The sequence below is a fragment of the Bacteroides togonis genome, assembly GCF_900130135.1.
Lineage (GTDB): Bacteria > Bacteroidota > Bacteroidia > Bacteroidales > Bacteroidaceae > Bacteroides > Bacteroides pullorum.
Genome location: NZ_LT670820.1, coordinates 2,223,063 through 2,248,128, shown reverse-complemented (window position 1 = coordinate 2,248,128; position 25,066 = coordinate 2,223,063). Strand labels below are relative to the sequence as shown.

Genomic DNA, 25,066 nt, shown 5'->3' with positions numbered 1-25,066 from the left:
GTATAACACATAGTTTATGGTTAATAGATATTTGTTCAGAACTGAAAAAGCCAACTTATCCGTAAGGATAGGCTGGCTTTTTTCTTAATTATTTTGCTCTTATAAAAGTACATGTATAACACCACCATTCTTGGTCATAATCATTACCGATAAATTCCAATACTAATTTTGTTTCATCTAAATATTTTATTTCGGCTGTATCAAATATATCCAGCTGATGAGGCGTTATAGTGAACATATTTCCTGATAGTTCAGGGTATATACCATCTTCTTCTTCCCATGTACCATTATTATATGTGTGTTCTTCAAATCTATATTTGTTATTTGAAACTTTAGTAATTATCAATTTACTTTCCTGCAAGTCTGGATAACTTTCATCCAAAATTTCTTTGTTGTCAGCAGTTTCAATGTAACCCTTTAAACTTTGCATTAGCCAAGTACCTTCAACACTGTAAGTTTCTCCTTGTTCTTCATCATCATTACTGCAAGAAGTGAAATTCACACACATTACTACGGCTAATAAAACCATTCCAATTAATCTAAATGTTTTCATTTCTGTTTGATATTTAAATAGTTATTCTGATTGTACGAATTCAAATTTATTCCCTTTTAGTTGGTATGTATGATTGATAGTATTGTTCCATCCATTAGAGCCGTAAACAGTAATGGTCTTGTTCTTTGAATCAAACTCACATTGTCCGTTTTCTAATTCTGTAAATGGTGCTTCTGCTTTCCGTATAAAGTAACCGTATGGGCTGACATCGTACACATCATAGGCATTGGAATCCCTTGAACCACTTTTATAGCAGTTGATAATGAACTCCTCTTCACCGTCAAAATCAACATCAGAAAAGAAGAAAGGGGAATCATCCGAAAGATATTCTTCGCTCTCTAATTTGGCTGTATAGTCCAATTCTATAACAGTGTTGTTCGGATATGTGTTATCTTTATCATACAGAATCTTATCAGTCCATTTCTCCGCAAAGTAGTAATATTGTACTCCTTGTTTCTCTAAACAGAATAGAGCATTACCTACCTCACCATATTGCAGCCACATTACCTTTACTGTATATCCGTTTATCGGTTGTTTGTACTTTATATAGATATGTGGCTGATTAAAGCACTCAAATTCTTGCGGAACAGATGTTTTGTCTGTTTTGCAAGCTGCTAAACTAAGTAGTCCAATAATGATAAATAGCAATCTTCTCATTATCTTTCATTCATAATATCAACAATATGCCTAAAGACATCACCTGCCATCAGTCCACCACTTGCAGGCAATTCTGTCTTATTAATGGTAACGATAACACTGTATTTCGGATTATCGGCAGGGAAGTAACCGCAAAATTCTACCGCATATTCACCGTTCGGAAGTTGAATTGTTCCCGTTGCTCCAGCTACTTTAACTTTATCTGATTGGGCAGGTTTAGCTAATCCATTAGAAACAGAGTATTCCAATGCTTCTTTTATGGCAGTCTTACTTTTAGCTATGTAATTAAAGAAAGTCAAGTTCTGTAATGGAGTGGTGAGAATGCCATATCCCAAAGGATTATAAACAAGACTTGTGCCTTTCACTTGATAACCGTATTTTGCCAGTGCTTCCGCAAAGGCTTGTCCGTTCTCAAATGCCTTTTTCGCTACTTTGTAGGTGGCGATATTGGATGCAAGTCCGAAGCCTTGTTCCACTGTGATTTTCCCATATCCACCCCTATGCCAGTTATGGTCGCACAATGTATCTTTACCAATAACTAAAATGCCATTACCAACATCTATCGTATCGGATAGTTTGATTGCCTTTGTTTCCAATGCTCCCAAAAGTGAAGCGGTACGCACTAATCCCGATTCTTGAAGAATAGAATCAGAACCAACAGAAGCCTTGATTTCTCCCGTCTGTACTTCCATTACGACAACTTGTCCTACCGTAGCATCAAGTTCGGATAACTTGTTTTGCAGGATAGAATCAACACTTACCTGTAAAGTGCTGTCTATGGTAGAAACTTGTTTTGTCTTACCATTATTAGAATTACAAGATATAAGTAATATAGCTAATGTTATAACATAAAATATTTTCGCCATAACTCTATAATTAAAATATAACTTCTGAACGCAAATTAAAAATAGTATTAATCTCATTTTCAAGATATGGAACTTCCAAAAGATATGGCTTGTTATATGTAGGATGGAAGATACCCAATCTTAATTTATCTATTTTAATACCATAATTTCTATCTAAAATGAATTTGTATAGACTTAGCTGTAACGCATAATGATAATAAGGTGAGTTATCTATATGCTCCAAAGGATAATTCCCTTTTTCTCCATATTTATTTATTTTTATAGGCATACCACTGGCTATGATTTTATCACTTCGTTTCCAATCATAAATTGTATATTGTCCGTTTTGGCAATCTACGAAATCAATAGTCCCTGCAAGTTTGTACTCCCAATCATATACAGCCCATTCAGTACGATATGGCACTAATTTAATGTTGTTCGCAAATATTCTAAACAAATTAAATGTATCATCATTTGCAGAATCAATACCTTGGTAATAATTCTCTATTTTTTTGTGCATTGCAGTGCCTAAATCCCTGCTTTCTTTTCCTTTTTGTTCCCACTTTTCTATTACTTCTTGAACGGATATTCCTAATGCCCCAGCTTTCTGTTTTGCATGAAGCTCTGTATTAAATTTCGGAAAACAGTTGCTAACAAAGGTTGTTACAGATTCTAAACAAACTCCATTTACTATATAAAGATGGTCAGATGCACGAAAGGATATAGTAGAATCAAGTGGATGCTTGTTCCTTTGGTTGAATCTAAATTTCTCTTTACGTGCTTCGGCTTCTTGTCTTTCGGCTTCAAGTTTCTTGTCAATCTCTTCTCGCTTCCTTTTATATTCTTCTTCCTCTTTTCTCTGTTGCTGTCTAAAATCGTCACAAGCACAATCAATCATCCACGAACAATTTTGTTCCATTAACCGTACCTCTGTATAGAAAAACATATCTTCATTATTTCTATGCTTTTCTTCAAGTTTTTTAAATTCACGATTTAAGCCTTTATTAAAATCTTTCCAAAATTCAGCTATGTCATCATCGCATTCTTTAATCTTATCATCATAATCATCACTATTAGAACATAAATAATTACGATAATCAGACACCCAAAAATTACGCCATATAAAATATGATTCTATACCGTATTTTATGGCAAATTCCCCATCCTCTTTACTTATAGAATATCTCCAACTTCTATCAGAATTTTTTAATTCTTCCAATGGAACATGAGTTATCTTACTATAAATTTCATATTTCATTATCCCATTTTCAATATAAGCTCGAAAACAGATAAATTCACCAAAAATCCATTCTCTGAAAGGGTTATAACATTTCTGTTCAATATTTTTTTCTAAGTATTTATCTTTACCTATTTTGAGTATGTCTGAAATTTCCGCCATAGTAGAATTAAGTATTGAGGTTATTATGTAGTTACTGTTCTTCAACTGCCTTCCAAATGACAATCAAAATGAGAAATACGATAATATATGTCATATCCTTTAATTAGATATGCTTCCCAATTCCCCGAAGAAAGCGGAAAAAAATAAGGTGTGGGAACTATATTTGTCTTACCCTAAAGTCAGGTCTTCGCAATACCTTTGGAATGGATAAAACAATAGCCCCACACCAAAAGGTATATAGTTCACCTAATAGATGATTATATATCAAATGTGTGAGTGCTATTGCTATCATCTTCATTCCAATATCAAAGTTGCGAAGTTTGACTTTAGAAGATAATCTCAATAACACCTTTCGTTAAATATGTCCTTTCAGAGCATTAAGACTTCTGAAATTGTTGCAAAGTTAGCGAAAGGTTTTGAATAGCTAAAGATAAAACGCTGATAAATGCAATTCTAAATGTTCCAAAGCATATTCTTAGTAGGTAATTAGCTATTTATCAACTTTTTTCTCCATAACTCCATAAGTAGGTACTTTTTTTGAACGGGGTCTATAAGAAGATTTCTTCCCGAAAAAAGTACCCGTAGATTCTGCGGATTGAAAAATGTAGTTCTATTAGAGATTATAAGGTATATAGGTTTGTAGCCTAATTAAGAAATGAATGAAAGGAGTATCTAATCTTCATAATAGGCATAAAAAAAGAGTCCGCAAATGCTACGAACTCTTTAAGAATCAGTTTACTACTTTGCCTTTTTAATGGCTTGTATCAACTCATCAAGGTCTTCATGCTTGAAATATTTCTCTCCTTTTATGGTTTGTGCCTTGTAAATATCACAGTCATTTGTGGTTAGAACTGGATATAAGACATCTTCATATTTCAATTTGAGAACTGTAACCCCGAAAATCTTTGAGATAAACAACTCTGCCATTTCTCCCGTAAGACTGTTTTCCTTGCCTTTACTTGGGAACTCACCGTATAACAATACGTTACCTAAAGAGAACATATCTTCCATATCTATTACGCTTTTAGTTAATTAGACCACAAAATTAGTGATTCATTTGCAATTATAGCGGTATCTGTGAGGATAAATTTGCTTCAAAATCGCACATACCATAAACTACAAGCCATATCATGCCTTTTTAAAAAGATTATTTTCTTACGCTTGCACCAATGCGGAATTAGCTACGTTATCGCAATCTGTTTGGCTTGGAACTATGCCCTATCAGATTTAGATATATCCATTATTTACAGTTCTTCTTACATTGCAGTTTTTGAAAGTTGCTGTATATTAGAGAACGGGACAAAGTTCTCTATTTCTGAAAATGGTATGATAACAACAGAAATTTCAAACTTTGTCCCATCCCAAGCAGTTAGTTAGAAATTCAAACAGTCATAAGTATTTAACAGTTCTTCTTGTCTAAGTCCCAAGTATCTTTTAGTTATGGTTACACTTGAATGGTTAAATAGTTCCATCAGCTTAACTAAAGCCAATTCTGCATTTTCAGAGGATTCAAATACTTTCCTGCCAAAAGTCTTTCTAAGTGAATGGGTAGAAAAATGGTCTATCTTTAAATTGTACTTGCTTTTCAGTTCTTTAAGTACAATGTTTATCCATTGGATAGAATAGACCTTGTTCTTACCTTTTCCCGATAAAAAGCAAAGTTCATTCAAACTCTGAATATCCAAAGCAGTATAACAGTCTTTGATATGCTTTTGGAACTCCTTGTTAATTCTCACTTCCCTACGTTTGCCTGTTTTCTTTTCAGTAATGGTAAACTTTGCATCTTTGCTTAGAAGCATTCCCCAAGTAATTTGCAATAGGTCACTAATGCGTAAACCAAAGAATATGCCACACCCAACAAGCAGGCTTATTCTATAATTCTTATCCCTATATAACTTTCTCACCAAGTTTGTGGCACTGTCCCATTGTAGGCAATCACTTGTTGTATAGCTATTCTTCAAACTCATATTGTTTCAATTTTGTAGGTTTGACTATAAAAGTGAAAGTAAATTCGGGAATCATTTTGTAATAATCTGATTCTCAAATTACTTTCACTTCTATTAGAAAGTGTAACTAAGATTGCAGATAAGTAAAGATTGCAATAATCAGTATCAGCAAAAAAGGATTAATGATACCAATTATTATCAGTAGTATAACTACCAATGTGCCCCATAAAATCAATTTTCCATTATCTTCCATTTTTGTAGTATTTTGAGTTGTCAAAAAAAAGGACACCTAATAAATAGATGTCCTTTCAGTTAGTTTAGCCCAAGAACCAAGAATATTCACTATCTCCCAACTTGGCACGTTGTATGCCTTGCACAAACTCTGTACAATTCAAGTTTCTTTCTAAGAAATTGTCAATGTAGCTTGATTTTACAGAGCCATTAAGCAGGTTTAGTAATTGCCAGCCTGTAATGCTATCCCCTGTACTCTTAAAGTTTGCATCAGAAACAAAAGCCCTGCAAGCTGCATTAATTTGACTGTCCCCCAACAATAGGCGTGGTAGGTGCTTTTGTTGATTGGGTGTAAGAGCCTGATATAACCTCATTCTGCCTATGATTTGGCAGAACTCACTTGTAGAAATAGACATTTGCCCAAGTGTCCTTAGCAAATGCAGGTCTTTGGATGGGTTGTAAGCATGAAACAGATTCAATGCTGCTGCATAAAGTTCCTGCACATTCAACACTTCCACCCTGTCTTGTAAACCATCAGTGGTAAGCATCAAATTTGAGCATACTCTATTTCTAAAGCCTATAAAGATTTTAAATTTCTCCACAGATTTTTTACTGTAAAGATTAATCTCATTATAGGCTCTCACCCCACCTATGGATAATGCCAAGCGGTTTCCATATTCATCATGTACAATGGATGGAATTTCAAAGCAGAAACACATACGTTGATAGAACAAAGTTTTCTCTTCCTCTGTCAGTTCAGATGCTTTCTTTCCCATTGCTGAACTAATACGCCCATTGATAGGATGAGAGATTCTAATCTCTGGCATGTCAAACTGTTCCCCATGAAAGTAATCTTTGGCTGCATCCACTACTGCACCTATAAAGGATTGATGGCTTATAGTTTCTTCCATTGATGCAAAACTTGGAATAATACAGTCATTTCTCAAATGTTGCAATGTTACTTCTTGTGTGTTTGCCTCTATGAAGTGATTTACCCTTTTAGGTGTTGCAGTTTCTTCAATAATGGTTGCTTCTTCTGCAAACTCACCTAAATTCAAAGTTTTTCTCTCTGTTGGCATGATAACTAAATTTCTCATATTGATAAAAGTTTAAATGATTAATAATTCTTTTTATATCAATGTACAGAGGGGGACTATTGGAGGTTGTGGGCACGAGAGGCAGACACTCTTATATATTTCGGGTTACTGGCTGCATGGGGAGGGGGCTTTCTGTATTAAGTATCTTATATATCCGCTTTCTTGATTTTTAGCTAAACTGTATATAGGTGACTCTTTAGTTAGGTAGTCTTTTTAATGGTATTAGGTATATGTGGCATATTATAAAGTAGGTGCTATATAACTCTGACTAAAGTGGGAGTATTCAGAAAATTGGAATCGTGGAAAATGTGGGGCTGTGGTTCTGTGCCAAAAATAAAAGCCGCAAGGGTTACTTACGGCTTGACGATATATTAAACAACGTAACCTCTTGCAAGGTCTTCATCAGTGATTATTTCGGGATATACATTTTTGATTATAGCTAATTGGCTTTCAGAAGTTTTCAGAAATATATCTTCTCTAAGCAGGTGTATTCCTTTCTTATTTCTCTTTACATAGCCTTTTTCTTCGGCTTCATTAATGTATTTCGATATTGTACCTTTGGATAAGCCCAGTTCTTCCGCTAATCTGTTTTGGCTGTAAAGAGTAGTGTTAGTTCCGTTTAAACATTTACATTTCAGTAGGATAAGAAAGCCTTTAAGTTCCTTGCTTATCGGTTCGTCATATAGCTTATTAGTTATGAGAACATAATGTTCTGTATCTAATTCGTAACTGCATCTGTTGAATATTCCATATTGTCCGTGAACAACGGACTTATTTATGTTTACCAATCCAAAGGATTCAAACTTATGCAGCCATTCTCTTATTTGGTCTGTCTTTTTAATTCCGTAGAAATTAGTTAGGTTATCTTGTTTTATGTGTGATTCCATTGTATTGCAATTGGAACAGAGAGCCAAACAATAGAACAAGTATGTTTCCAGCAGATTAAGTTTTCCTGCGATATTAGATGTTATCTTTCTGTATGAGGTCATTAGCAACCGTATGTTTATAGTTAGTAAAATAAATATCTCCTTTCTTTACCAATCTTCTGTAATGGTGATTTCCGAAGTGATTTTTCGCTTCTTTCTGATTCGTGAATGTCTTTTTTGTAGGCAAATAGATAATCATAGGTAATTAAATATAAGATTTTGAGAATTAACTAAACTGTCCCGATTTGAAAAATCGGGTAGGTAGGTATTTATATATAGGTATTTATAAGCGACCCACCTAAAATGAACACTCCGTACCCCTTGAAATGAACGGGGCATACTCCCTAAAATGAATACCTCTTTTTGGAAAATCAGAATTGGATTTTGAGGATGCTGTTTTTATGAGGTTGGATTTCTGTATTTTCAGATACGCTATCTTATTCATTGTATTAAAAAGTTCCAAGTAAAATCGGTGCAATCATCAGTCAGTGAGAAAACAAACCGTTTTTGGTGATTATAGGATAGACACGGTTTGCATCTGTCCTATAATCTTGTATAAATGAAAGATGGTTTTCTGTATAGGCAGGTACAGGTACTTTTTTTAAGCAGGGTATATATAGGAATTTCTTCATAAAAAAAGTACTCGCCTATACGCCTTTCCGCATGGTCAGTTGATAACCTTTTATATTTTTCCGTTTCTTTTCCACCGCATGAAAAAAATCAAGAATAGTATGTGATGTTACCGCTTTCTTTGGCTCAATGCCGAACAGACTGAATATCCTGCTGATTTCTTCTTTTATGAATTTTCGGGAATACCATTTGCCCGCTTCAAAAGAGTTGTATATCATCTGTGAGACTTCTGTTCCCGTAATTTTAGCATGGTAGTCCGCAATAATCATTGCTTCCTTGATTTTCTTGCGGTTATATTTCAACCGTTCTATTTCTCCCTTGCCTATTTTGTCGTATGCTTCCACAATGAAACTGTCCGCTTTCTCCAAGTCCCTTTTGAATTGGTATTCCATTTCCGTTTGGCACTCACCGAGCAATTCAAGTTGTTGCACCATTATCTTACGTTTCTCCTTGATGGAATTTGCTTTATTGGTACGTTGCAATCTTTCATAATCACCGAGCTTATAATCTAAAACGCTATAATGGTTGATTGTAAAAGCATCGCAATTCTTGTATGCTTCATACAGATTTTGGGGACAATTATAATATCCTTTCACCAACTCCGTATTGATGTAGTTGTCTATCTTGAAGTGTTTGGTTCTTCCTTTCTCGTCCAGCATCTCCGCATAGGGCAGACTGACAAGTATTGTACCGTATGCGTCTTTTGCGGAAACGGTGGTCGCATAGTCATAATGGTTCTGTAACATATCGTACACGTCTTTCCAACATGAGATGCGTCCTTTCAGTTCCTCCTTGCTTCTCACCATGAAATTGCGGTTAGTGTTACTGATATGGTGGATGGAGGACACACCGTTTCTGAATCTTCCCACGCATTGAATTGTGTCCGTATTCGGGTCGAATGCGGTATAGCCCGCAAAATAACAGTCTGTCAGTAATAATATGGCAGGCTTCTCTTCAAGTTCAATATCCACCGCATTATAAAAACGTGAAGTGAACCAGTTGTAACGCTTCATTATGTCCTTGTCCCATATATCGGAAACATTCTCAAACTTCAAGCCTTTCAGCTTTTCCACACTCTTTTCGGAACAGAATACTGCGGATTCGTCCAACAAGCCAAGTTGCAGTATCAGTGAATAGATGGTATCTGTGGAATTGCAGAATATGAAGCAATTACCTTTCAGACCTGCGAACACTTCTTTTACTGCCTGCAACAGATTGTTGGTCGCATGGAGATTCATGTCTTTTACATAGTCGAATGTGGGTTTGATGGTAATGGTCTGAAATTTCTGTTCTTCAAAACGCGGGTCTGTAAACTCGATGGGAGTGGCAGATACCAATGCCTTGTTTTCACATTCAAAAAACAAGTCCATAGGTAATGTTATATCTGGACGAAAACCTGAATCCTTGACTATCTTATGGCATTCATCGAACAATAGAAAACTGTTATAGCGTATATCCATATCCATTTCTTCAAACGCTTCCTGCACCTTGTGGAAACTTTCGGGAGTGGTGAGAATCTTGAAATACTTGTTCTGTTTGATACTCCTTTCCATGTATGCCACTATGTCATCCGCATAGACACCATCAGATACCCCGAAAAGATTGTCTTTTCCATGCTTCGGCTCTTTACACTTTCCACTGATAACGGGTTTGTTCGGCTCTATGATGATTGAATTACGGTGTGCTTTCAGTTCTCCATAAGTAGCACCAAGTCCCGTAAGTTTCTTATATAATATGGTATTGGTGGGTATTTCGGGCAGAATCTCTGTCAAGTATTGGATTTTCCCGTTTGCCTTTTTGCTGACTGTTATCTCTTTATTATTCATCTTTCTTATCATTTAAATAGCTAATAAAAAAGGGGGAAGCTCCCCCTTTACTTTTGGTTGATTAGATAGCTTGTTTCTGCTCACGTAGATAGTTCAAAGTTGCTTCTGTCCGTTTGATTCTGAACATTATCTTTCCTTTGAGACAAGGAAGAATTGCACTGATATAGTCGGGATGTTCTCTGAACAACGGGACATATTGGATTGTCTTGCCTGCTTCAATCATTGCTTTCAGTATTCCAAGCTGGAAGTCCTCGTCCTCATTCAACGTGTCCGCTTCTTTCGGATTTGTGTCGAAGTCTGTCACGTCACCTTTGAATAAGTAGTTCAACAAGCCTTGATAGGATGCGCTTTTCAGTTGATATTTGAATCCTGCCACGTGAGCGGATTCTATCCATGCACAACGTGTATTGTCCTTGCTGCCGTAAAACTTCACTATCAGTTGTTCCTTACGCTTTATCATTTCCTGCAAGGTGTTGTATGCGCCTTGATTGTCGTAAACTCTAACAGCATTCTCTGTACCAAAATTGTAATTGAAATTGCTCATAATCTTAAATTTTAAATTAAATAATCGGTTAATGCAATCATTGACATTGGCGCCTTATAGTCGCTGATTGTTGTTATCAAAATTCAGAGATTTGTTTACTTGGTTATCGGTAATGACCTTGATTCTCCCTTACTATTCTTCGGAGTGAACTTCCTTAATATGCTGAATGGAATGAATCATTTCCGTTTAACTTTTCAATGTCCTCTCGTGCTTTTGATATTACAAGATTCTTAATCTTGTTGTTGTAAGAAGTAATTCTCCTCTGTGCTTCTTCCCTTGCTATTCATAAGGATTACCCTTATGGGAATTACCGTTCTGCGGTTACATTCATCACAGCAACGTCCATCATTGACTGGTTGCGCATTGTTTCCATAACCAATGTATTCCTCACCACAGATTGAGCAGATGTGCTTCTCTTCTTCTGCACTACTTTTGATATATATTTCTTCCATAAGAATTATTTTTTAATGTTTTAAATGTTGTAATCATAAACTCGTGCGCACTTGTTTCTTAATTACGTTGCAAAATTACGGGGCTTTCAATCTCGTTTTAAGAAATGAAATTTTACCGATTTCTATTCCCCCTTACTATTCTTCGGAGAGAACTCCCTTGACTTTCGTCCTCTGTTTTGGGATGATTCCTTTCAACGATTTCTTAGACCTCTCGTCCTTTTGACATTGCAAAATTAGGGCAGAAATAAAGGGTGACAAAGTATTTTAGCTAATGCCCATGTGTGTAGAAAACGTGTCTATTCCAGTACGCAAAAAAAATGCGTACCGAAAAGAACAGCCCTTTCAGTACGCATTTCTGCTATGGTTTTATGTATGTTCTTTAAGAAACTACCATGTAGTTATTAGCTATAACAAACGGGAATTTCTCGTTCTTGTATCTTCTAAGGAGATTGGATAACATTCTGTTCTTGTTACCCTCCGAATCGTATTCTTCATTATATCTCTTGCCATCATAGCCTACTGTATAGATAAGCCTTGAAACAAGCATCATCTTGTCTTTAGATACCTTTACCTTTTTATTGGGGATGGTGGTAGCCTTTCTTTTTTCAATGAAGAAAAGAAACATATCCGTAAACTTCCACTTCTTATAAGATATGTCAAGACTGAACTTGTCTGTAAAGCTGATTTTTGACGATAAGTCATTTCTGATAAAGCCCTTCAAACCTATGTCCTTTAATTGTTTAATCATAGTTTCTCTATCTTGTTCACTATGTATAATATCGCTATATGTATTGACAAAATGCTGCAAGGCTGCTTGAATGATTCTGATTGTGTCCTCCCTTTCAACAACATAGCTTTTCTTGTTGTTCTTCTTTAAGGTGATACTGGTAGCTTCCAATAGATTGGCATGAAAATAGCTAAAATCTTCCAGTACAGACTTATTTAATGCAGGTGCGTTTGTGCCAATATCCTCTATAAAGTCATATACGAACAGAAGTAGATACCAAAACTTGCTAACGTCCAACTTATATGCTTCAATGGTATTCTGTAAATCTTCATTAGTCAGGAACTTCTCTTTGAAAGAATCATCCAGCTTTCTGTATTCCCGTTTCTTGTATTCTTCCAAAGTTCCTTTGAAAGTTTTCATTTCTTGGGTTCTCTCGTACCTTTCTTCAACGGATAAGTTTCTTTCCGCATATCTGTTGGCAAATATGGCAGGTGCAGCGGACACATCTTCATAATCGGGCAGGAAGTGATTGGCTACTTCCCACACATATTCTAATAGTGGTTCAGCAAGGTATTTGTAGCTTTCATGCCAAGACACTTTTAAATCGGGCAGTTCTTCTATTTGGTGCAGTTCTTCTTTTGACATAGTACGTTGTTATTAGTTATACTGCAAAATAAAATAAAAGTCTGCAATCTTTTCGGACTACAGACTTCTTTTTGTTACAGTAGGTTCTTCATAGCTTCATCCACTTGCTCATTATCGAAGCTATCCAAGTATATTTGAGTGGTAGCTAAGTCAGAATGTCCCAATGCTTCGCTTATCAATGCGATGTTTACCCCCGATTTTTTAAGAACACTTGCGAATGAGTGCCGGGCGACATAGGTTGTCAAGTTGGCTTCAACTCCAAGCTGTGCGGCAAGTAGTTTTAGATTCTTATTGACCTTTCCCAATATCTTATGTATTCTGTTCTGTTTTTGTAGGGCGGTCTTGTGTATCTTGCTGTCTAAAATCGGAAATAGATAGCCTTTACTTTCTTTTGAATACTTTTCGATTATCTGCATGGCTTCTTGCGGTATTCCTATTTTGATTAGCTTTTTTGTCTTTTGACGAATATAGTGTAACCTGCCATTTTGAATATTCTCTTTTGTTAGATTGGCTATATCTGTGAAGTTGATTCCACCACATAGATAGCTGAACACGAATATGTCTTTGCTCAACTCTATGTATTGCTGCTTTCCTATAGGCTGTACTTCGGTTGTGAATTTCAGTACGTCTGTTTTGGCAATGGCTCTCTTTTGAGTTGTAGTATCGAATTTATTAATCTTATAATCATCAAACGGATAATCGGACTTCCGGGCGCACTTAGCTTTGATGGCTTTATTATATGTACTGCGTAATGTACGAAACATAAGGCTTATGGTGGTTTCTTTATTGTCTTTGGAGCGTAACCACTTCTCATATTTGGTAAGCCAAGAAGTATCTATATCGCTGAAAGGTATATCTAACTTACCTTTCGTAAACACTTTAAGAGAATTGAAAGAACTTTTATAGATAAGGCGGTTGCCGCATTTGTCTTCACGTGTGTATTGCTTTATCAGTTCGTGATAGAACTCACTAACAGTTTTCAGTTCAAACTTAGTATTCTCATTATTGAGTAGGGTAGAAGTGGTATATTCTTTCTGTTCGACATTCAACTCTAACATTCGCTGTTGAAGTTCTCGCTGTTTATCCAAGATAATCTTTTGGATATATTCTTTGTTAGGACAGTTGGGTTTAGGTTTGTTTCGTGTGAAGTCCCAATATTTAGGATTAATGGATATGCCTAAACTTTGCATAGTTCGTTTGCCACCTTTGGCTACTCTTACCATTAAGGGGGATTCTCCATTTGCTAAAGTCTTCCACTTGTAGCATACTACGTTGATTGCTGCACTCATAGAATTTTCGGTTGACTTCTTGGTTGACTTCAACCGCATAGTTTTGTGCAAAATCAGCACCCTCCAAAAACAAAAATCAGATAGAAATCTTACGATAACTATCTGATTTTCAGAAGAGCGGAAGACGGGACTCAAACCCGCGACCCTCAGCTTGGAAGGCTAATGCTCTATCAACTGAGCTACTTCCGCAAATTTAGTGGGCAAAGATGGATTCGAACCACCGAAGGCGTAAGCCAGCAGATTTACAGTCTGCCCCATTTGACCACTCTGGTATTTGCCCAATCGCTCTTGATTTACTTAGTGTAGCACCTTTGTTTCTCAATTGCGGTGCAAAGATACGACTATTATTTTAAACTCCAAACAAAATCGATCATTTTTATTGCACAAATTGCACATTCGTCACCTTTGTTTCCCAATCGGCCGCCTGCACGTTCTTCGGCTTGTTCCATTGTGTTGGTGGTTATCAGTCCGTAAATTACTGGTACATCGCCTTTTGCGTTTAGCTGGGCAATACCTTGGGTCGCTCCCATGCAAACGTAGTCGAAATGTGGAGTATCGCCGCGAACTACGCAGCCCAAGGCGATGACAGCGTCTACATCGGTATGGGATATGAATTGGTTGGAGCCGAACGTCAGCTCAAAGCTGCCGGGGACAGTCTTGATTCGGATATTTTCTTCTTTTGCCCCGTGTTTTTTCAAGGTAGCTACGGCTCCTTGTAGGAGGGCGCCGGTGATGTTATAGTTCCACTCGGACACAACGATGCCGAACTTCATGTTTGAGGCATCGGGCACGGAGTTGAAATCGTATTCTGACAGGTTGTGATAAGCTGTTGCCATATCTTGTCTTTTTTAGAATTGGATTGTTGAGAATTTATAGATAAAAAAGTCACGGATTACACGAACTTCACGGCGTCTTTATAGGTTGACCGTGTTTTCCGTTTAATCCGTGACTGAAATTCTTATTTAATATTAATAAGAGGTGTAGCGGTTTATTTTTTCATCAGTTTGGCTTCTTCGATGAATTTGTCAATCTGCATAGCCTGATAAGAACGGAAGTATTTGTCCTTAATAGTTGTGTAAGCTTCGATAGCTTGATCATATTTGCCTTGCTTAACAAGAATTTCACCTGCTTGTTGCAAATAAATAGGGCTTAATGTGTTGTTATCAGCTTCTTTGGCTGCTTTGAGAAGCATGTCGGCTGCCTTGTCCAGTTGTCCCAATGATGCATAACAATTGCCCATCGCACCCTTCATTGCCGGAGAAACCATTTGATCATCGCCGTCAAAACGTTCAAAAGCTTTGATGGCTTCTTCATATTTGCCCAGATGTGCATAGCATATACCTGCGTATGCGTTAGCCAGATTGGCTGCGTCAGTCCCGCTGAATTCGTCGGCAACTTTCAGGAAGCCTGCATAACCGATGCTATCGCCATTAAGAGCTTGTTCGTAAGCATCAGCAGTCAGGTATTCTTCTCCTTTGAACAAGGCGGCCTGTGCTTTTTCTTCACGAGGTTCTACATACAGGTTCTTGTACATGACTATACCGGCAACAATGACTATAATTGCCACTACGGCACCGATAATTGCTTTCTTGTTTTTGATGAGGAAGTCTTCCGACTGCGTCAGAGCCTCTTCCATGTTGAGGGCTTCGTTTGTTTTCTTTTGTTCTGCCATTTTTATAGATTCTTTTTTTGTTATTATTCACTCTTTGAGATTTCGACTGGCAAAAGTAAGTTTTTTATAGCTTTCAACGAAATTTAGCGGCATCTTTTTTTGTTTTGTGTCTGAAAAGCACGAAAAACTTTCTAATTTTGCACAAGAATGTAGATGCAATTATGATACTGAAGCGAATTTCAATACTTAATTATAAGAATTTGGAACAGGTGGAACTGACGTTTTCACCGAAACTGAATTGTTTTCTTGGACAGAATGGAATGGGAAAGACCAATCTGTTGGATGCGATCTATTTTCTTTCTTTCTGCAAGAGTGCCGGTAATCCTATTGATTCGCAGAATATACGTCATGATGCAGACTTTTTTGTTATTCAAGGCTTTTATGAGGCGGCTGATGGGACTCCAGAAGAAGTGTATTGTGGAATGAAGCGTCGCCAGAAGAAACAGTTCAAGCGCAATAAGAAAGAGTATACACGATTGTCTGACCACATTGGTTTCTTGCCGTTAGTTATGGTTTCACCAGCTGATACAGAGCTGATAGCTGGTGGCAGTGAAGGTCGGCGTCGTTTTATGGATGTAGTCATTTCTCAGTATGATAAGGAATATCTGGATGCTCTGATTCGGTATAATAAAGCGTTGGCACAGCGTAATATTTTACTGAAGAGCGAAAAGCCAGTAGAAGATGAATTGTTTGCTGTCTGGGAGGAGATGATGGCAAAAGCTGGCGAAGTGGTTTATCGCAAACGCGAGGCGTTCGTCAATGAATTTATTCCGATTTTTCAATCGTTTTATTCATTCATTTCTCAGGATCGTGAACAGGTTGGCTTGAGTTACCGTTCACATGCTCGGGATGCGTCTTTATTGGAGGTTCTGAGAGAGAGTCGCGAACGCGATCGAATTATGGGTTTTTCCTTGAAAGGAATCCATAAGGATGATTTGGAGATGTTGCTCGGAGATTTTCCAATCAAGCGTGAGGGATCACAGGGGCAGAATAAAACTTATCTGGTAGCATTAAAGTTGGCACAGTTTGATTTTCTGCATCGTGCAGGAAATACTGTCCCTTTGTTATTGCTTGATGATATTTTTGATAAGTTGGATGCTTCGAGAGTGGAACAGATTGTTAAACTCGTGGCAGGTGACCGTTTTGGTCAGATATTTATTACCGATACGAACCGTGACCATTTGGATAAGATTTTGCATAAGGTGGGAGGAGATTATCGGATGTTTCGTGTCGATCAAGGTATGGTCTTTGAAATGCAGGAGGGTGAGATATGAAGCGTAATAATGCAGAACAGATTGGTGTTCTTATCCGAAATTACCTGCGTCAAGAAAGTTTGGAATCTCCTTTGAATGAACGGCGGCTGATTAATGCCTGGCCGGAGGTTTTAGGACCTGTTATAGCGTCATATACTCGAGAACTTTTTATTAAGAATCAGGTGCTGTATGTACATTTAACTTCAGCAACACTTCGGCAAGAATTGATGATGGGACGTGAATTGTTGGTACGTAACCTGAACCGCCACGTGGGGGCTCAGGTCATTACCAATATTATTTTTCGTTGACGTGATTAATAAATCACTTCATTCATGCGTATATCAAAGTCTTCTGTTGGTACACTTTCCAGTAATTGATAAGGGAAGCAAATACCAAGTTTATAAGTGCCTACTAGAAATGGAAGCAGTCGGTCATAATATCCTTTACCACGTCCTAACCGATTGCCACGGCGGTCGAAAGCTACTCCTGGGATGATTGCTAAATCAATATCTTTTAAATTATTGAATTTTCCTTCTGTTGGTTCCTTAATGCCATATGCACCTATTGTCATTTTGTCAGGGCCTGTATATGTATATAGTTCAAGCGTATCTTTTACGACAACTGGAAGCAAAATTCGTTTACGATTGTACCATTTTTGGATAAAGTCGTGTGTATAAACTTCATCGGGTAAGGAATAGTACAATAATACTGTTTGAGCCTTCTGGAATACAGGGTGTTTCTCTACTCGGCTTAGTATTTCATCCGATAAAAGCGTAGTGGAAGTTGTGTGCAGGGTCTTCAATTCTGCTATATACTTGCGCAGTTCTTTTTTCCCGATTATCATTTTTTTCTTCTTTAATGGTTGTTGGAGCTTTGGGGAATGCTTCTCCTCGTTCCAGTATTTCTAAGGCTTTCAACACTGTTGCATCATCACGGTTGATATAGCGGATGTATGCTTCTTTGCCTTGTATATTATAGATGATATTCCCGTATAGATTCCTTTCCAATAGTTTCCGTGATTTGTTGATCAGAAGATTACGTCTTTTAACACCTTTCTGTGCAGCAAATTGTACAAATTGTTCTACAATATTCTGCTTTTCCAGATACTTTTGCAATTCTGTCTCATCGTTGAATTGATCGAGTTTGGCACGATTGCGATCTGTATATTGGAAGGAGAATTGGATGAGCAAGCCTTTGTTGCTGACCTCCATCAGATAAGAAGTCACTCCTGTCGTATCACGCGGAACAAAGACGTCGGGCATAATGCCACCACCGCCATAGACCGGTCGTCCTAAAGACGTAGAATAGCGTAGTTTTTTGTCCAACTTCACACTGTCGGCCGAGAAGAATTCTCCATGTTCATAGCGATCTAACCAGTCCATTTCGTATTTGCTGTCTTTCCCATTTTCGTATGGACGTTGGATACAACGGCCTGATGGGGTGTAATAACGTGCAATGGTCAGGCGGATGGCCGATCCATCACTAAAGTCGATAGGTTGCTGTACAAGGCCCTTGCCAAATGAACGAAGCCCTACAATGGTTCCTCGGTCATTATCTTGAATGGCGCCTGCGAAAATTTCACTGGCTGAGGCAGATCCTTGATCTATCAATACGACTAAGGGAATATTCTGACAACTGCCAGTTCCATTAGCGTATTCTTCCATGCGAGGATATTTGCGTCCTTGTGTATAAACGATTAGTTTACCTTCAGGCAAGAATTCATTGACCATGCGGATGGCTGCTTCCATGTAACCGCCCGTGTTTTCGCGCAAGTCGATGATCATGCCTTTACAGTTTTGGTGGCTCAGTTGGGCAATTGCGTTCAAGAGTTCGACATGGGTAGTACGTCCAAACTTGCTGATTTGCACATAGCCGAAGTCGTTGCTTATCATATAAGCAGCATCGATGGTGTTTTGTGGTATGTCGCCTCGTGTGACAACAAAGTCAAGCAACTCTTTTTCCGTAATGCGTTTCACACCTAGTTTCACTTGGCTTCCCTTGGGGCCTTTTAAGGTACGCATGGCTTTTTCATTGGTCAGATCTTTTCCGACAAAAAGACTGTCGTCTACCGTCACAATGCGGTCTCCGGCCATAAGGCCTACCTTTTCAGCAGGGCCTCCCGATACAACGCTATTTACATGTATGGTGTCTTCTTGAATGGTAAATTGGATACCGACACCACTGAAACTTCCTTCCAACTCTGAGTTTACTTCTTCCAGCTTCTGGGCAGGAATATAAGTGGAATGCGGATCCAGTTCTGCCAGAATTTGTGGCATGGCGTTCTCTACCAGCTGGCTCATGTCAACTGTATCTACATATTGGTCGTCGATGACATGTAGGAGGGCATTCAGTTTGTTGGATGATCCATTGATGATGCCCAATTTGTTTCCTCCATAATGTTTGGCATAGAATGTTCCAATCAGAATACCTGCCACTACACTGATAGCAATGATGACAGGTGTGAAACGGGAAGAACCTTTTGTACCCATAATATCTTTTCTTTAATCGTTTTTTATTTTATTCGTTTGCTGATAGATACACCACTTCAATCCCAGCTCGTCTGAGCAGGTTGATGCCATCCTCTAGTCGGTATTTTTCTGAATAGACAACCCGCTTTATACCTGCTTGAATGATAAGTTTGGCACATTCGATGCAGGGAGAAGCGGTAACGTACATTGTAGCTCCGTCACTACTATTGTTGGAGCGTGCTATTTTAGTAATAGCGTTGGCTTCGGCATGCAGTACGTAGGGCTTGGTTATATTGTTGTCGTCTTCGCATACATTTTCAAATCCGGAAGGAGTACCGTTGTAACCATCGGAAATGATCATCTTGTCTTTCACAATGAGAGCGCCGACCTGCCTGCGTTGGCAATAAGAATTTTCAGCCCAAATGGCGGCCATTCGTATGTAGCGTTTGTCCAATGCTTCTTGTTTGGCTTTGTGGTCCATAGCTTTTTATTTTATTGTGCTTTAAAATTCATTCTTTTGATACTTTTGTCTTTATCTTCATAATAGATATAGAGATTGCTGGAATCTCCATCGTAACGGATAACATTTTGAAATCCAGTGATAAAGGCTTGTGCCAGCTTGTCTGTTTCTGTACTACTTATTTGGATACTGCTGGTTTGCATTTCATGGTTTTCACCGTTTGCATTCCATTGCCCATTGATGGTGGCTTTGATACCTTTGGCATTAAAAGTTCCACCTGTAATGCCATTCAAGTCTGTTCCTTCAAAAGTTACGATAAAGGTATCAGATTGCTTCAATGCATTGAAACTTTGTTCTGATTCTTGGTCGTTGTTCCAGAAGTTGTATTGCGTGTGTGAATTTTCTGTAGAAATATAAGTCAACTTCCAAGTTTTGCCAATGAAGATTTCCATTACATCGTCTTCTGTATTGCAACTAGTAAGGAGTAGGATAGCGGTCAATAAAGTAAATAGTCTATATTTCATCATTTTTTAATTCCATTTCTAATTAATAATGCATCAATGGTTGGCTCTTGTCCGCGAAAGCGTTTGTAGAGCGTCATGGGGTGTTCAGTTCCTCCCCGCGAAAGTATGTTTTCGCGGAAGGAAAAGGCTGTTTTCTGATCGAAAATCCTCTGCTTTTTAAAAAGCGAGAAGGCATCGGCATCCAGCACCTCGGCCCACTTGTAGCTGTAGTAGCCGGCCGAATAGCCTCCAGCAAAGATGTGTGAGAACTGGGTGCTCATGCAAGTGCCTTCAACCGATGGCAATATTTGGGCACGTGCCCATGCCTGCTTTTCGTATGCCATCACGTTGCCTTCGAAGGGAGTCGTACGGGTGTACCATGCCATGTCCAGTAGGCCGAAGCTGACTTGGCGCAGGCAGGCATAGGCGGCGTTGAAGTTGTGCGAATCCACGATGCGCTGTACCAGTTCGTCAGGTATCAGTTCGCCCGTCTGATAATGGCGGGCAAAGGTATGCAGGAATTCCTTTTCGACGGCAAAGTTCTCCATGAATTGTGAAGGTAATTCCACGAAGTCCCAGTAGACATTGGTGCCACTCAGGCTGGCGTAGGTCGTGTTGGCAAACATGCCGTGCAGACTATGGCCGAACTCGTGGAGGAAGGTTTCCACTTCGCCGAAGGTGAGCAGGGCAGGCTTGTCCTGTGTGGGCTTGGTGAAGTTCATCACCAGCGAAACGTGCGGACGGCTGTTCTCGCCCGTCTTTTCGTCAATCCATTGCTCTTTGTAGCTGGTCATCCAGGCGCCTGAACGTTTACCTTCGCGCGGATGGAAATCCGTATAGAGTACGGCGAGGAAACTGCCGTCTTTGTCAAATACATCGAAAGCTTCCACATCCTTGTGATAGACGGGGATGTCGGGATTCTTTTGGAAAGTGATGCCATAGAGGCGGGTGGCCAGGCCGAACACGCCTTTCTTGACGTTCTCCAGCTCAAAATAGGGGCGAAGCATTTCGTCGTTGAGGTTGAACTTGCGGTCCTTGAGCTTTTGCGAGTAGTATCCCCAGTCCCAAGGCATCAGGGTGAAATCGGCTCCCTGCTCTTCGCGGGCCAGTGCCTGTACTTCAGCATATTCCTTTTGTGCAGTTGGCTTGTAGGCTTCGAGCAGCTGGTCGAGCAGGTGGTAGACGTTGGCACTGTTCTGTGCCATGCGGCGCTCCAACTTGTAGGTAGCATAATCTTTGTATCCCAACAGCTGGGCAAGTGCCAGGCGGGTGTTGACCAGCTGCTTCACGATGTCGAGGTTATTGCAGGCATTGGCGTGCGTACACTTGGTATTATAGGCCATGTAGATTTCCTTACGCAGGTCGCGGTCGGCGGCATAGGTCAGGAAAGGCACGTAGCTGGGAGCATGCAGGGTGAAGACCCAGCCCTCCTGCTGTTTCTCGCGGGCCGTTTCGGCGGCAGCGTCGATGGCACTCTGCGGCAGGCCTTTCAGTTGGGCTTCGTCGGTCAGCACCAACTGGTAGTCGTTGGTTTCCTTTAGGTTGTTTTCGCTGAATTGCAGGGTTAGCAGGCTCAGCTGGCGCGACAGTTCACGATATTTCTCCTTGTCGGCCCCCTGTAGGTTGGCTCCGCTGCGTACAAATCCTTCGTAGGTATCCTCCGTCAGTTTCCGTTGTTCGGCGGTCAGAGGTTCGTCGTTGCGGTGCTCGTAGGCCGTCTTGACCCGTTCGAAGAGGCGTTCGTTCAGCGTAATGTTGTTGGCATGTTCGCTCAGCAGGGGCATCAGTTCCTTGGCGAGCTCCTGCATGGCATCGTTGGTTTCGGCGCTGAGCAGGTTGTCGAACACCACTTCCACGCGATGCAACAGTTGGCCCGACTTTTCCAAAGCCAGGATGGTGTTGTGGAAGTCGGCAGGCTGGGGATTGCGGACGATGGCGTCTATCTCCTCGTTCTGGCATTCGATGCCCCGGCGGATGGCGGGGGCGTAGTGCTCCACGGCGATGCGGTCGAAGGGGACGGTGCCGTGGGGTGTATGGATATTTTCAAAAAAAGGATTCTGAGCTTCTGTCATATTCAATATGCAAAGTAAAACAACGGCCTCTCTGATTTTCATCGAGATAAGGCCTTTCTCAAACATTACGCAAAAATGCAAAAAAAATAGGCGACTTCCGCAGAAGCCGCCTATACTTTAATATTTTCTAACTGTAAATTAGCAGTTAACAGATGCCATGTGAGCGATCAGGTCAAGAACTTTGTTAGAATAACCGATTTCGTTATCGTACCAAGATACAACCTTAACGAAAGTATCAGTCAAAGCGATACCTGCCTTAGCATCGAAGATAGAAGTGTGAGTGTCACCCAAGAAGTCAGAAGAAACAACTGCATCTTCAGTGTAACCCAGGATACCCTTCAGTTCACCTTCAGAAGCTTCCTTCATGGCAGCGCAGATTTCAGCATAAGTAGCAGGCTTAGCCAAGTTTACAGTCAAGTCAACTACAGAAACGTCCAAAGTCGGAACACGCATAGACATACCAGTCAGTTTGCCGTTCAGAGTCGGGATAACTTTACCTACAGCCTTAGCAGCACCAGTAGAAGAAGGAATGATGTTGCCAGAAGCAGCACGACCACCACGCCAGTCTTTCATAGAAGGACCGTCAACTGTCTTCTGAGTAGCAGTTGTAGAGTGAACGGTAGTCATCAAACCATCTGTGATACCCCATTTGTCGTTCAAAACCTTAGCAATAGGAGCCAAGCAGTTAGTAGTACAAGAAGCGTTAGATACGAACTGAGTACCCTTAACGTAAGTCTTTTCGTTAACACCACAAACGAACATCGGAGTGTCGTCCTTAGAAGGAGCAGACATTACTACATATTTTGCACCAGCCTGGATGTGAGCCTGAGCTTTTTCTTTAGTCAGGAACAGACCAGTAGACTCAACTACATATTCAGCACCAACAGCATCCCATTTCAGGTCAGCAGGATTCTTCTCAGCTGTTACACGGATTTCTTTGCCGTTAACGATCAGCTTGCTGTTCTCAACGTCAGCTTCGATAGTGCCGTTGAACTGGCCGTGCATTGTATCGTACTTCAGCATGTATGCCAAGTAGTCAACCGGGCAAAGGTCGTTAATACCAACGATTTGGATATCGTTTCTAGTCTGAGCTGCGCGGAATACGAAACGTCCGATACGTCCGAATCCATTAATACCTACTTTAATCATTTTGTTTAAACTTTTAAAGGTTCAATAAATATGTATTTATATATCTCTCTTGATAATCAGTGTGCACTTGTTTTTCAAATGCGCTGCAAAAGTACAAAATTGTTTTTTATGTTGGTGTGTCGGTGGGTTTAATTTTTCTTTTTTTTATATTAAGGGGTTAGAATAGGGTTATTTATCGTTAAAATTGCCTGAAATATTGCTTGGAATGATGTCGTGAAGACCATTTGATGATGTTGTAGCTCATTGTTTGTTCAATATGGTTAGGTGAACAGCATTTTTTGACTTTTATCTGATCATAAGAAGGAATAGGTTGGGAGTATGCTGTGTTGTGGATAGCTGTGTTGTGGAATAATTCTACAGATATGTAGAGGCTTTCTACATACATGTGGGGATATAGGTGCTTTTTACTAGAAATAAATAAAGTCGATTACCTCTGAAAACTAATAACTTACATGACTTAATGCATGATATTGAAAAAATGGTATTATCTTTGCATTTGTTAAGGTGAAGAACAGGGTTTTAATTATCTAACAAACAGACATGAGACTATTTTTTACAAAAAAGGAATTGAGGTTGAGAAAAAGAAGATTAGTGACGATGCTGGTTTGCATGGCGGTGCTGCTGGCAGCGTATATCGTATTAACTTGGCCGAAAGCGGTGGCTCCAGTACCACCTGTCGTGATTGTGCAGCCTGTAGAGCAGGAGGATGTGGAAATCTACGGAGACTATGTTGGACGTATCCGTGCACAGCAATTTGTAGAAGTACGTGCACGTGTGGAAGGCTTTTTAGAGAGTATGGCTTTTGAGGAAGGTACGTATGTGACGAAAAATCAAGTCTTGTTCGTCATCGACCAGAAGCAATATCGTGCCAAAGCAGATAAGGCTCGTGCTCAGTTGCGTAAGGATTCTGCTCTGGTGCGTAAGACCAAGCGTGATTTGGAGCGTATCCGTCCGTTGTTTGAACAGAATGCAGCCAGTCAGTTGGACTTGGATAATGCCATTGCGGCTTATGAAACGGCTGTAGCCAGCATGGGTATGAGCCAGGCTGATCTCGATCAGGCGGAACAGGAACTGGGCTATACGTGGGTACGTTCTCCGATATCGGGCCACATCAGTGAACGTCATGTGGACCTTGGTACACTGGTAGGTACTAGTGGAAAGTCCTTGCTGGCTACGATTGTAAAGAGTGACACCGTATTGGTGGATTTCAGTATGACAGCATTGGATTATCTGAAAAGTAAAGAACGTAATGTTGTCATAGGTCAGAAAGATTCGAGCCGCTCCTGGCAACCGACTGTTACTATTACCCTGCCTGATAACAGCACCTATATATATAAAGGTATTGTAGATTTTGCTGAACCGCAAGTCAATCCCAAGACGGGTACATTCTCTGTTCGTGCTGAGATGCCCAATCCGGATCGTGTATTGCTTCCTGGTCAGTTCACTAAAGTACGTGTGTTGCTTGATGTGCGCGAGCATGCTACCGTTGTACCTCAAAAGGCTTTGATGATCGAGAAAGGTGGAGCACATGTTTTCGTTATGCGTCGTGACTCTACGGTTGAACGTCGTTTCATAGAGTTGGGACCTGAGTTCGGTAACAATGTCGTGGTAGAACGTGGTATTGTACCCGGCGAGAATATTGTGACTGAAGGATATCATAAACTGACTCCTGGTATAAAGGTACGCGTAGGCAAACCTATGGAGGAAGAAGAGTAAGTGAGA

General features: G+C 39.6%; 24 protein-coding genes and 2 tRNA genes. 3 read left to right on the top strand and 23 right to left on the bottom strand.

Going from position 1 to position 25,066, the window contains the following annotated elements:
- Positions 1 to 88: 88 nt before the first annotated feature.
- The 17 genes from BQ8005_RS09625 to BQ8005_RS09550 all read right to left on the bottom strand — a co-directional run bounded on the left by BQ8005_RS09625 (position 89) and on the right by BQ8005_RS09550 (position 15,439).
- Positions 89 to 553 (bottom strand): hypothetical protein, encoded by a 465-nt coding sequence (locus BQ8005_RS09625; protein ID WP_075317893.1) that lies wholly within the window; start codon positions 551 to 553, stop codon positions 89 to 91.
- A 21-nt stretch (positions 554 to 574) separates the two neighbouring features.
- On the bottom strand, positions 575 to 1,210 hold the full coding sequence (locus BQ8005_RS09620) for an XAC2610-related protein (protein ID WP_075317892.1): 636 nt from the start codon (positions 1,208 to 1,210) through the stop codon (positions 575 to 577).
- Positions 1,210 to 2,076: a penicillin-binding transpeptidase domain-containing protein gene (locus BQ8005_RS09615; RefSeq protein ID WP_075317891.1), complete on the bottom strand. Its 867-nt coding sequence runs from the start codon at positions 2,074 to 2,076 to the stop codon at positions 1,210 to 1,212. Before BQ8005_RS09615 ends, BQ8005_RS09620 begins: the two co-directional genes overlap by 1 nt.
- A 10-nt stretch (positions 2,077 to 2,086) precedes the next feature.
- Positions 2,087 to 3,454, bottom strand: a complete 1,368-nt coding sequence (locus tag BQ8005_RS09610; protein WP_159436232.1) for a hypothetical protein — start codon at positions 3,452 to 3,454, stop codon at positions 2,087 to 2,089.
- Positions 3,455 to 4,192: 738 nt separating this feature from the next.
- Positions 4,193 to 4,465: a hypothetical protein gene (locus tag BQ8005_RS09605; RefSeq protein ID WP_075317889.1), complete on the bottom strand. Its 273-nt coding sequence runs from the start codon at positions 4,463 to 4,465 to the stop codon at positions 4,193 to 4,195.
- A 362-nt stretch (positions 4,466 to 4,827) separates the two neighbouring features.
- A complete protein-coding gene (locus BQ8005_RS09600) occupies positions 4,828 to 5,421 on the bottom strand; it encodes a tyrosine-type recombinase/integrase (RefSeq protein ID WP_075317888.1) in 594 nt (197 codons plus the stop codon).
- Between the two features lie 296 nt (positions 5,422 to 5,717).
- Positions 5,718 to 6,728, bottom strand: a complete 1,011-nt coding sequence (locus BQ8005_RS09595) for a DUF3871 family protein (protein ID WP_075317887.1) — start codon at positions 6,726 to 6,728, stop codon at positions 5,718 to 5,720.
- A 371-nt stretch (positions 6,729 to 7,099) separates the two neighbouring features.
- The gene (locus BQ8005_RS09590; RefSeq protein WP_075317886.1) at positions 7,100 to 7,717 is read right to left on the bottom strand and encodes a helix-turn-helix domain-containing protein; all 618 of its coding nucleotides are present in this window, start codon (positions 7,715 to 7,717) and stop codon (positions 7,100 to 7,102) included.
- A 584-nt stretch (positions 7,718 to 8,301) separates the two neighbouring features.
- Positions 8,302 to 10,110 (bottom strand): DEAD/DEAH box helicase family protein, encoded by a 1,809-nt coding sequence (locus BQ8005_RS09585; protein WP_075317885.1) that lies wholly within the window; start codon positions 10,108 to 10,110, stop codon positions 8,302 to 8,304.
- A 61-nt stretch (positions 10,111 to 10,171) separates the two neighbouring features.
- Complete coding sequence (locus tag BQ8005_RS09580) at positions 10,172 to 10,654, bottom strand: hypothetical protein (RefSeq protein ID WP_075317884.1); 483 nt, start codon at positions 10,652 to 10,654, stop codon at positions 10,172 to 10,174.
- Positions 10,655 to 10,884: 230 nt separating this feature from the next.
- Positions 10,885 to 11,106, bottom strand: a complete 222-nt coding sequence (locus BQ8005_RS17205) for a hypothetical protein (RefSeq protein WP_111936067.1) — start codon at positions 11,104 to 11,106, stop codon at positions 10,885 to 10,887.
- 379 nt (positions 11,107 to 11,485) lie between these two features.
- Positions 11,486 to 12,478, bottom strand: a complete 993-nt coding sequence (locus BQ8005_RS09575; RefSeq protein ID WP_075317883.1) for a hypothetical protein — start codon at positions 12,476 to 12,478, stop codon at positions 11,486 to 11,488.
- Positions 12,479 to 12,552: 74 nt separating this feature from the next.
- Entirely contained in the window at positions 12,553 to 13,767 is a 1,215-nt protein-coding gene (locus BQ8005_RS09570; RefSeq protein WP_075319100.1) for a site-specific integrase, read from the bottom strand.
- A gap of 116 nt (positions 13,768 to 13,883) precedes the next feature.
- Positions 13,884 to 13,956: transfer RNA gene (locus tag BQ8005_RS09565), tRNA-Gly, on the bottom strand.
- Between the two features lie 8 nt (positions 13,957 to 13,964).
- Positions 13,965 to 14,047 (bottom strand) — tRNA-Tyr (locus BQ8005_RS09560).
- A gap of 64 nt (positions 14,048 to 14,111) precedes the next feature.
- Positions 14,112 to 14,603: a 6,7-dimethyl-8-ribityllumazine synthase gene (gene ribH, locus BQ8005_RS09555; protein ID WP_075317882.1), complete on the bottom strand. Its 492-nt coding sequence runs from the start codon at positions 14,601 to 14,603 to the stop codon at positions 14,112 to 14,114.
- A 152-nt stretch (positions 14,604 to 14,755) separates the two neighbouring features.
- Positions 14,756 to 15,439, bottom strand: coding sequence for a tetratricopeptide repeat protein (locus tag BQ8005_RS09550; protein WP_021846417.1), 684 nt, complete (start codon positions 15,437 to 15,439; stop codon positions 14,756 to 14,758).
- Positions 15,440 to 15,600: 161 nt separating this feature from the next.
- Here BQ8005_RS09550 and recF point away from each other — a divergent pair, with 161 nt between their 5' ends.
- Both recF and BQ8005_RS09540 read left to right on the top strand, forming a co-directional pair.
- Positions 15,601 to 16,713 carry a DNA replication/repair protein RecF gene (gene recF / locus BQ8005_RS09545; RefSeq protein WP_075317881.1) on the top strand — a complete coding sequence of 371 codons (1,113 nt, stop codon included), beginning with the start codon at positions 15,601 to 15,603 and terminating at the stop codon, positions 16,711 to 16,713.
- Positions 16,710 to 17,000 carry a DciA family protein gene (locus BQ8005_RS09540; RefSeq protein WP_021846415.1) on the top strand — a complete coding sequence of 97 codons (291 nt, stop codon included), beginning with the start codon at positions 16,710 to 16,712 and terminating at the stop codon, positions 16,998 to 17,000. Before recF ends, BQ8005_RS09540 begins: the two co-directional genes overlap by 4 nt.
- Positions 17,001 to 17,005: 5 nt before the next feature.
- On the opposite strand, the gene BQ8005_RS09535 is transcribed toward BQ8005_RS09540, so the two are convergent.
- From BQ8005_RS09535 to gap, 6 genes are all read right to left on the bottom strand, one after another.
- Positions 17,006 to 17,536, bottom strand: coding sequence for a 5-formyltetrahydrofolate cyclo-ligase (locus BQ8005_RS09535; RefSeq protein ID WP_075317880.1), 531 nt, complete (start codon positions 17,534 to 17,536; stop codon positions 17,006 to 17,008).
- Entirely contained in the window at positions 17,451 to 19,181 is a 1,731-nt protein-coding gene (locus BQ8005_RS09530) for a S41 family peptidase (RefSeq protein WP_075317879.1), read from the bottom strand. Before BQ8005_RS09530 ends, BQ8005_RS09535 begins: the two co-directional genes overlap by 86 nt.
- A 28-nt stretch (positions 19,182 to 19,209) precedes the next feature.
- Positions 19,210 to 19,641, bottom strand: a complete 432-nt coding sequence (locus tag BQ8005_RS09525; RefSeq protein ID WP_021846412.1) for a deoxycytidylate deaminase — start codon at positions 19,639 to 19,641, stop codon at positions 19,210 to 19,212.
- An 11-nt stretch (positions 19,642 to 19,652) separates the two neighbouring features.
- A complete protein-coding gene (locus BQ8005_RS09520) occupies positions 19,653 to 20,147 on the bottom strand; it encodes a DUF4847 domain-containing protein (RefSeq protein ID WP_083610540.1) in 495 nt (164 codons plus the stop codon).
- The gene (locus BQ8005_RS09515; RefSeq protein WP_394334101.1) at positions 20,144 to 22,195 is read right to left on the bottom strand and encodes a M3 family metallopeptidase; all 2,052 of its coding nucleotides are present in this window, start codon (positions 22,193 to 22,195) and stop codon (positions 20,144 to 20,146) included. Before BQ8005_RS09515 ends, BQ8005_RS09520 begins: the two co-directional genes overlap by 4 nt.
- Positions 22,196 to 22,333: 138 nt before the next feature.
- Complete coding sequence (gap, locus tag BQ8005_RS09510; RefSeq protein WP_075317878.1) at positions 22,334 to 23,344, bottom strand: type I glyceraldehyde-3-phosphate dehydrogenase; 1,011 nt, start codon at positions 23,342 to 23,344, stop codon at positions 22,334 to 22,336.
- Positions 23,345 to 23,884: 540 nt separating this feature from the next.
- Between gap and BQ8005_RS09505 the strand changes: the two genes are divergently transcribed.
- Complete coding sequence (locus BQ8005_RS09505) at positions 23,885 to 25,060, top strand: efflux RND transporter periplasmic adaptor subunit (RefSeq protein ID WP_075317877.1); 1,176 nt, start codon at positions 23,885 to 23,887, stop codon at positions 25,058 to 25,060.
- The last annotated feature ends 6 nt before the right edge of the window (positions 25,061 to 25,066 follow it).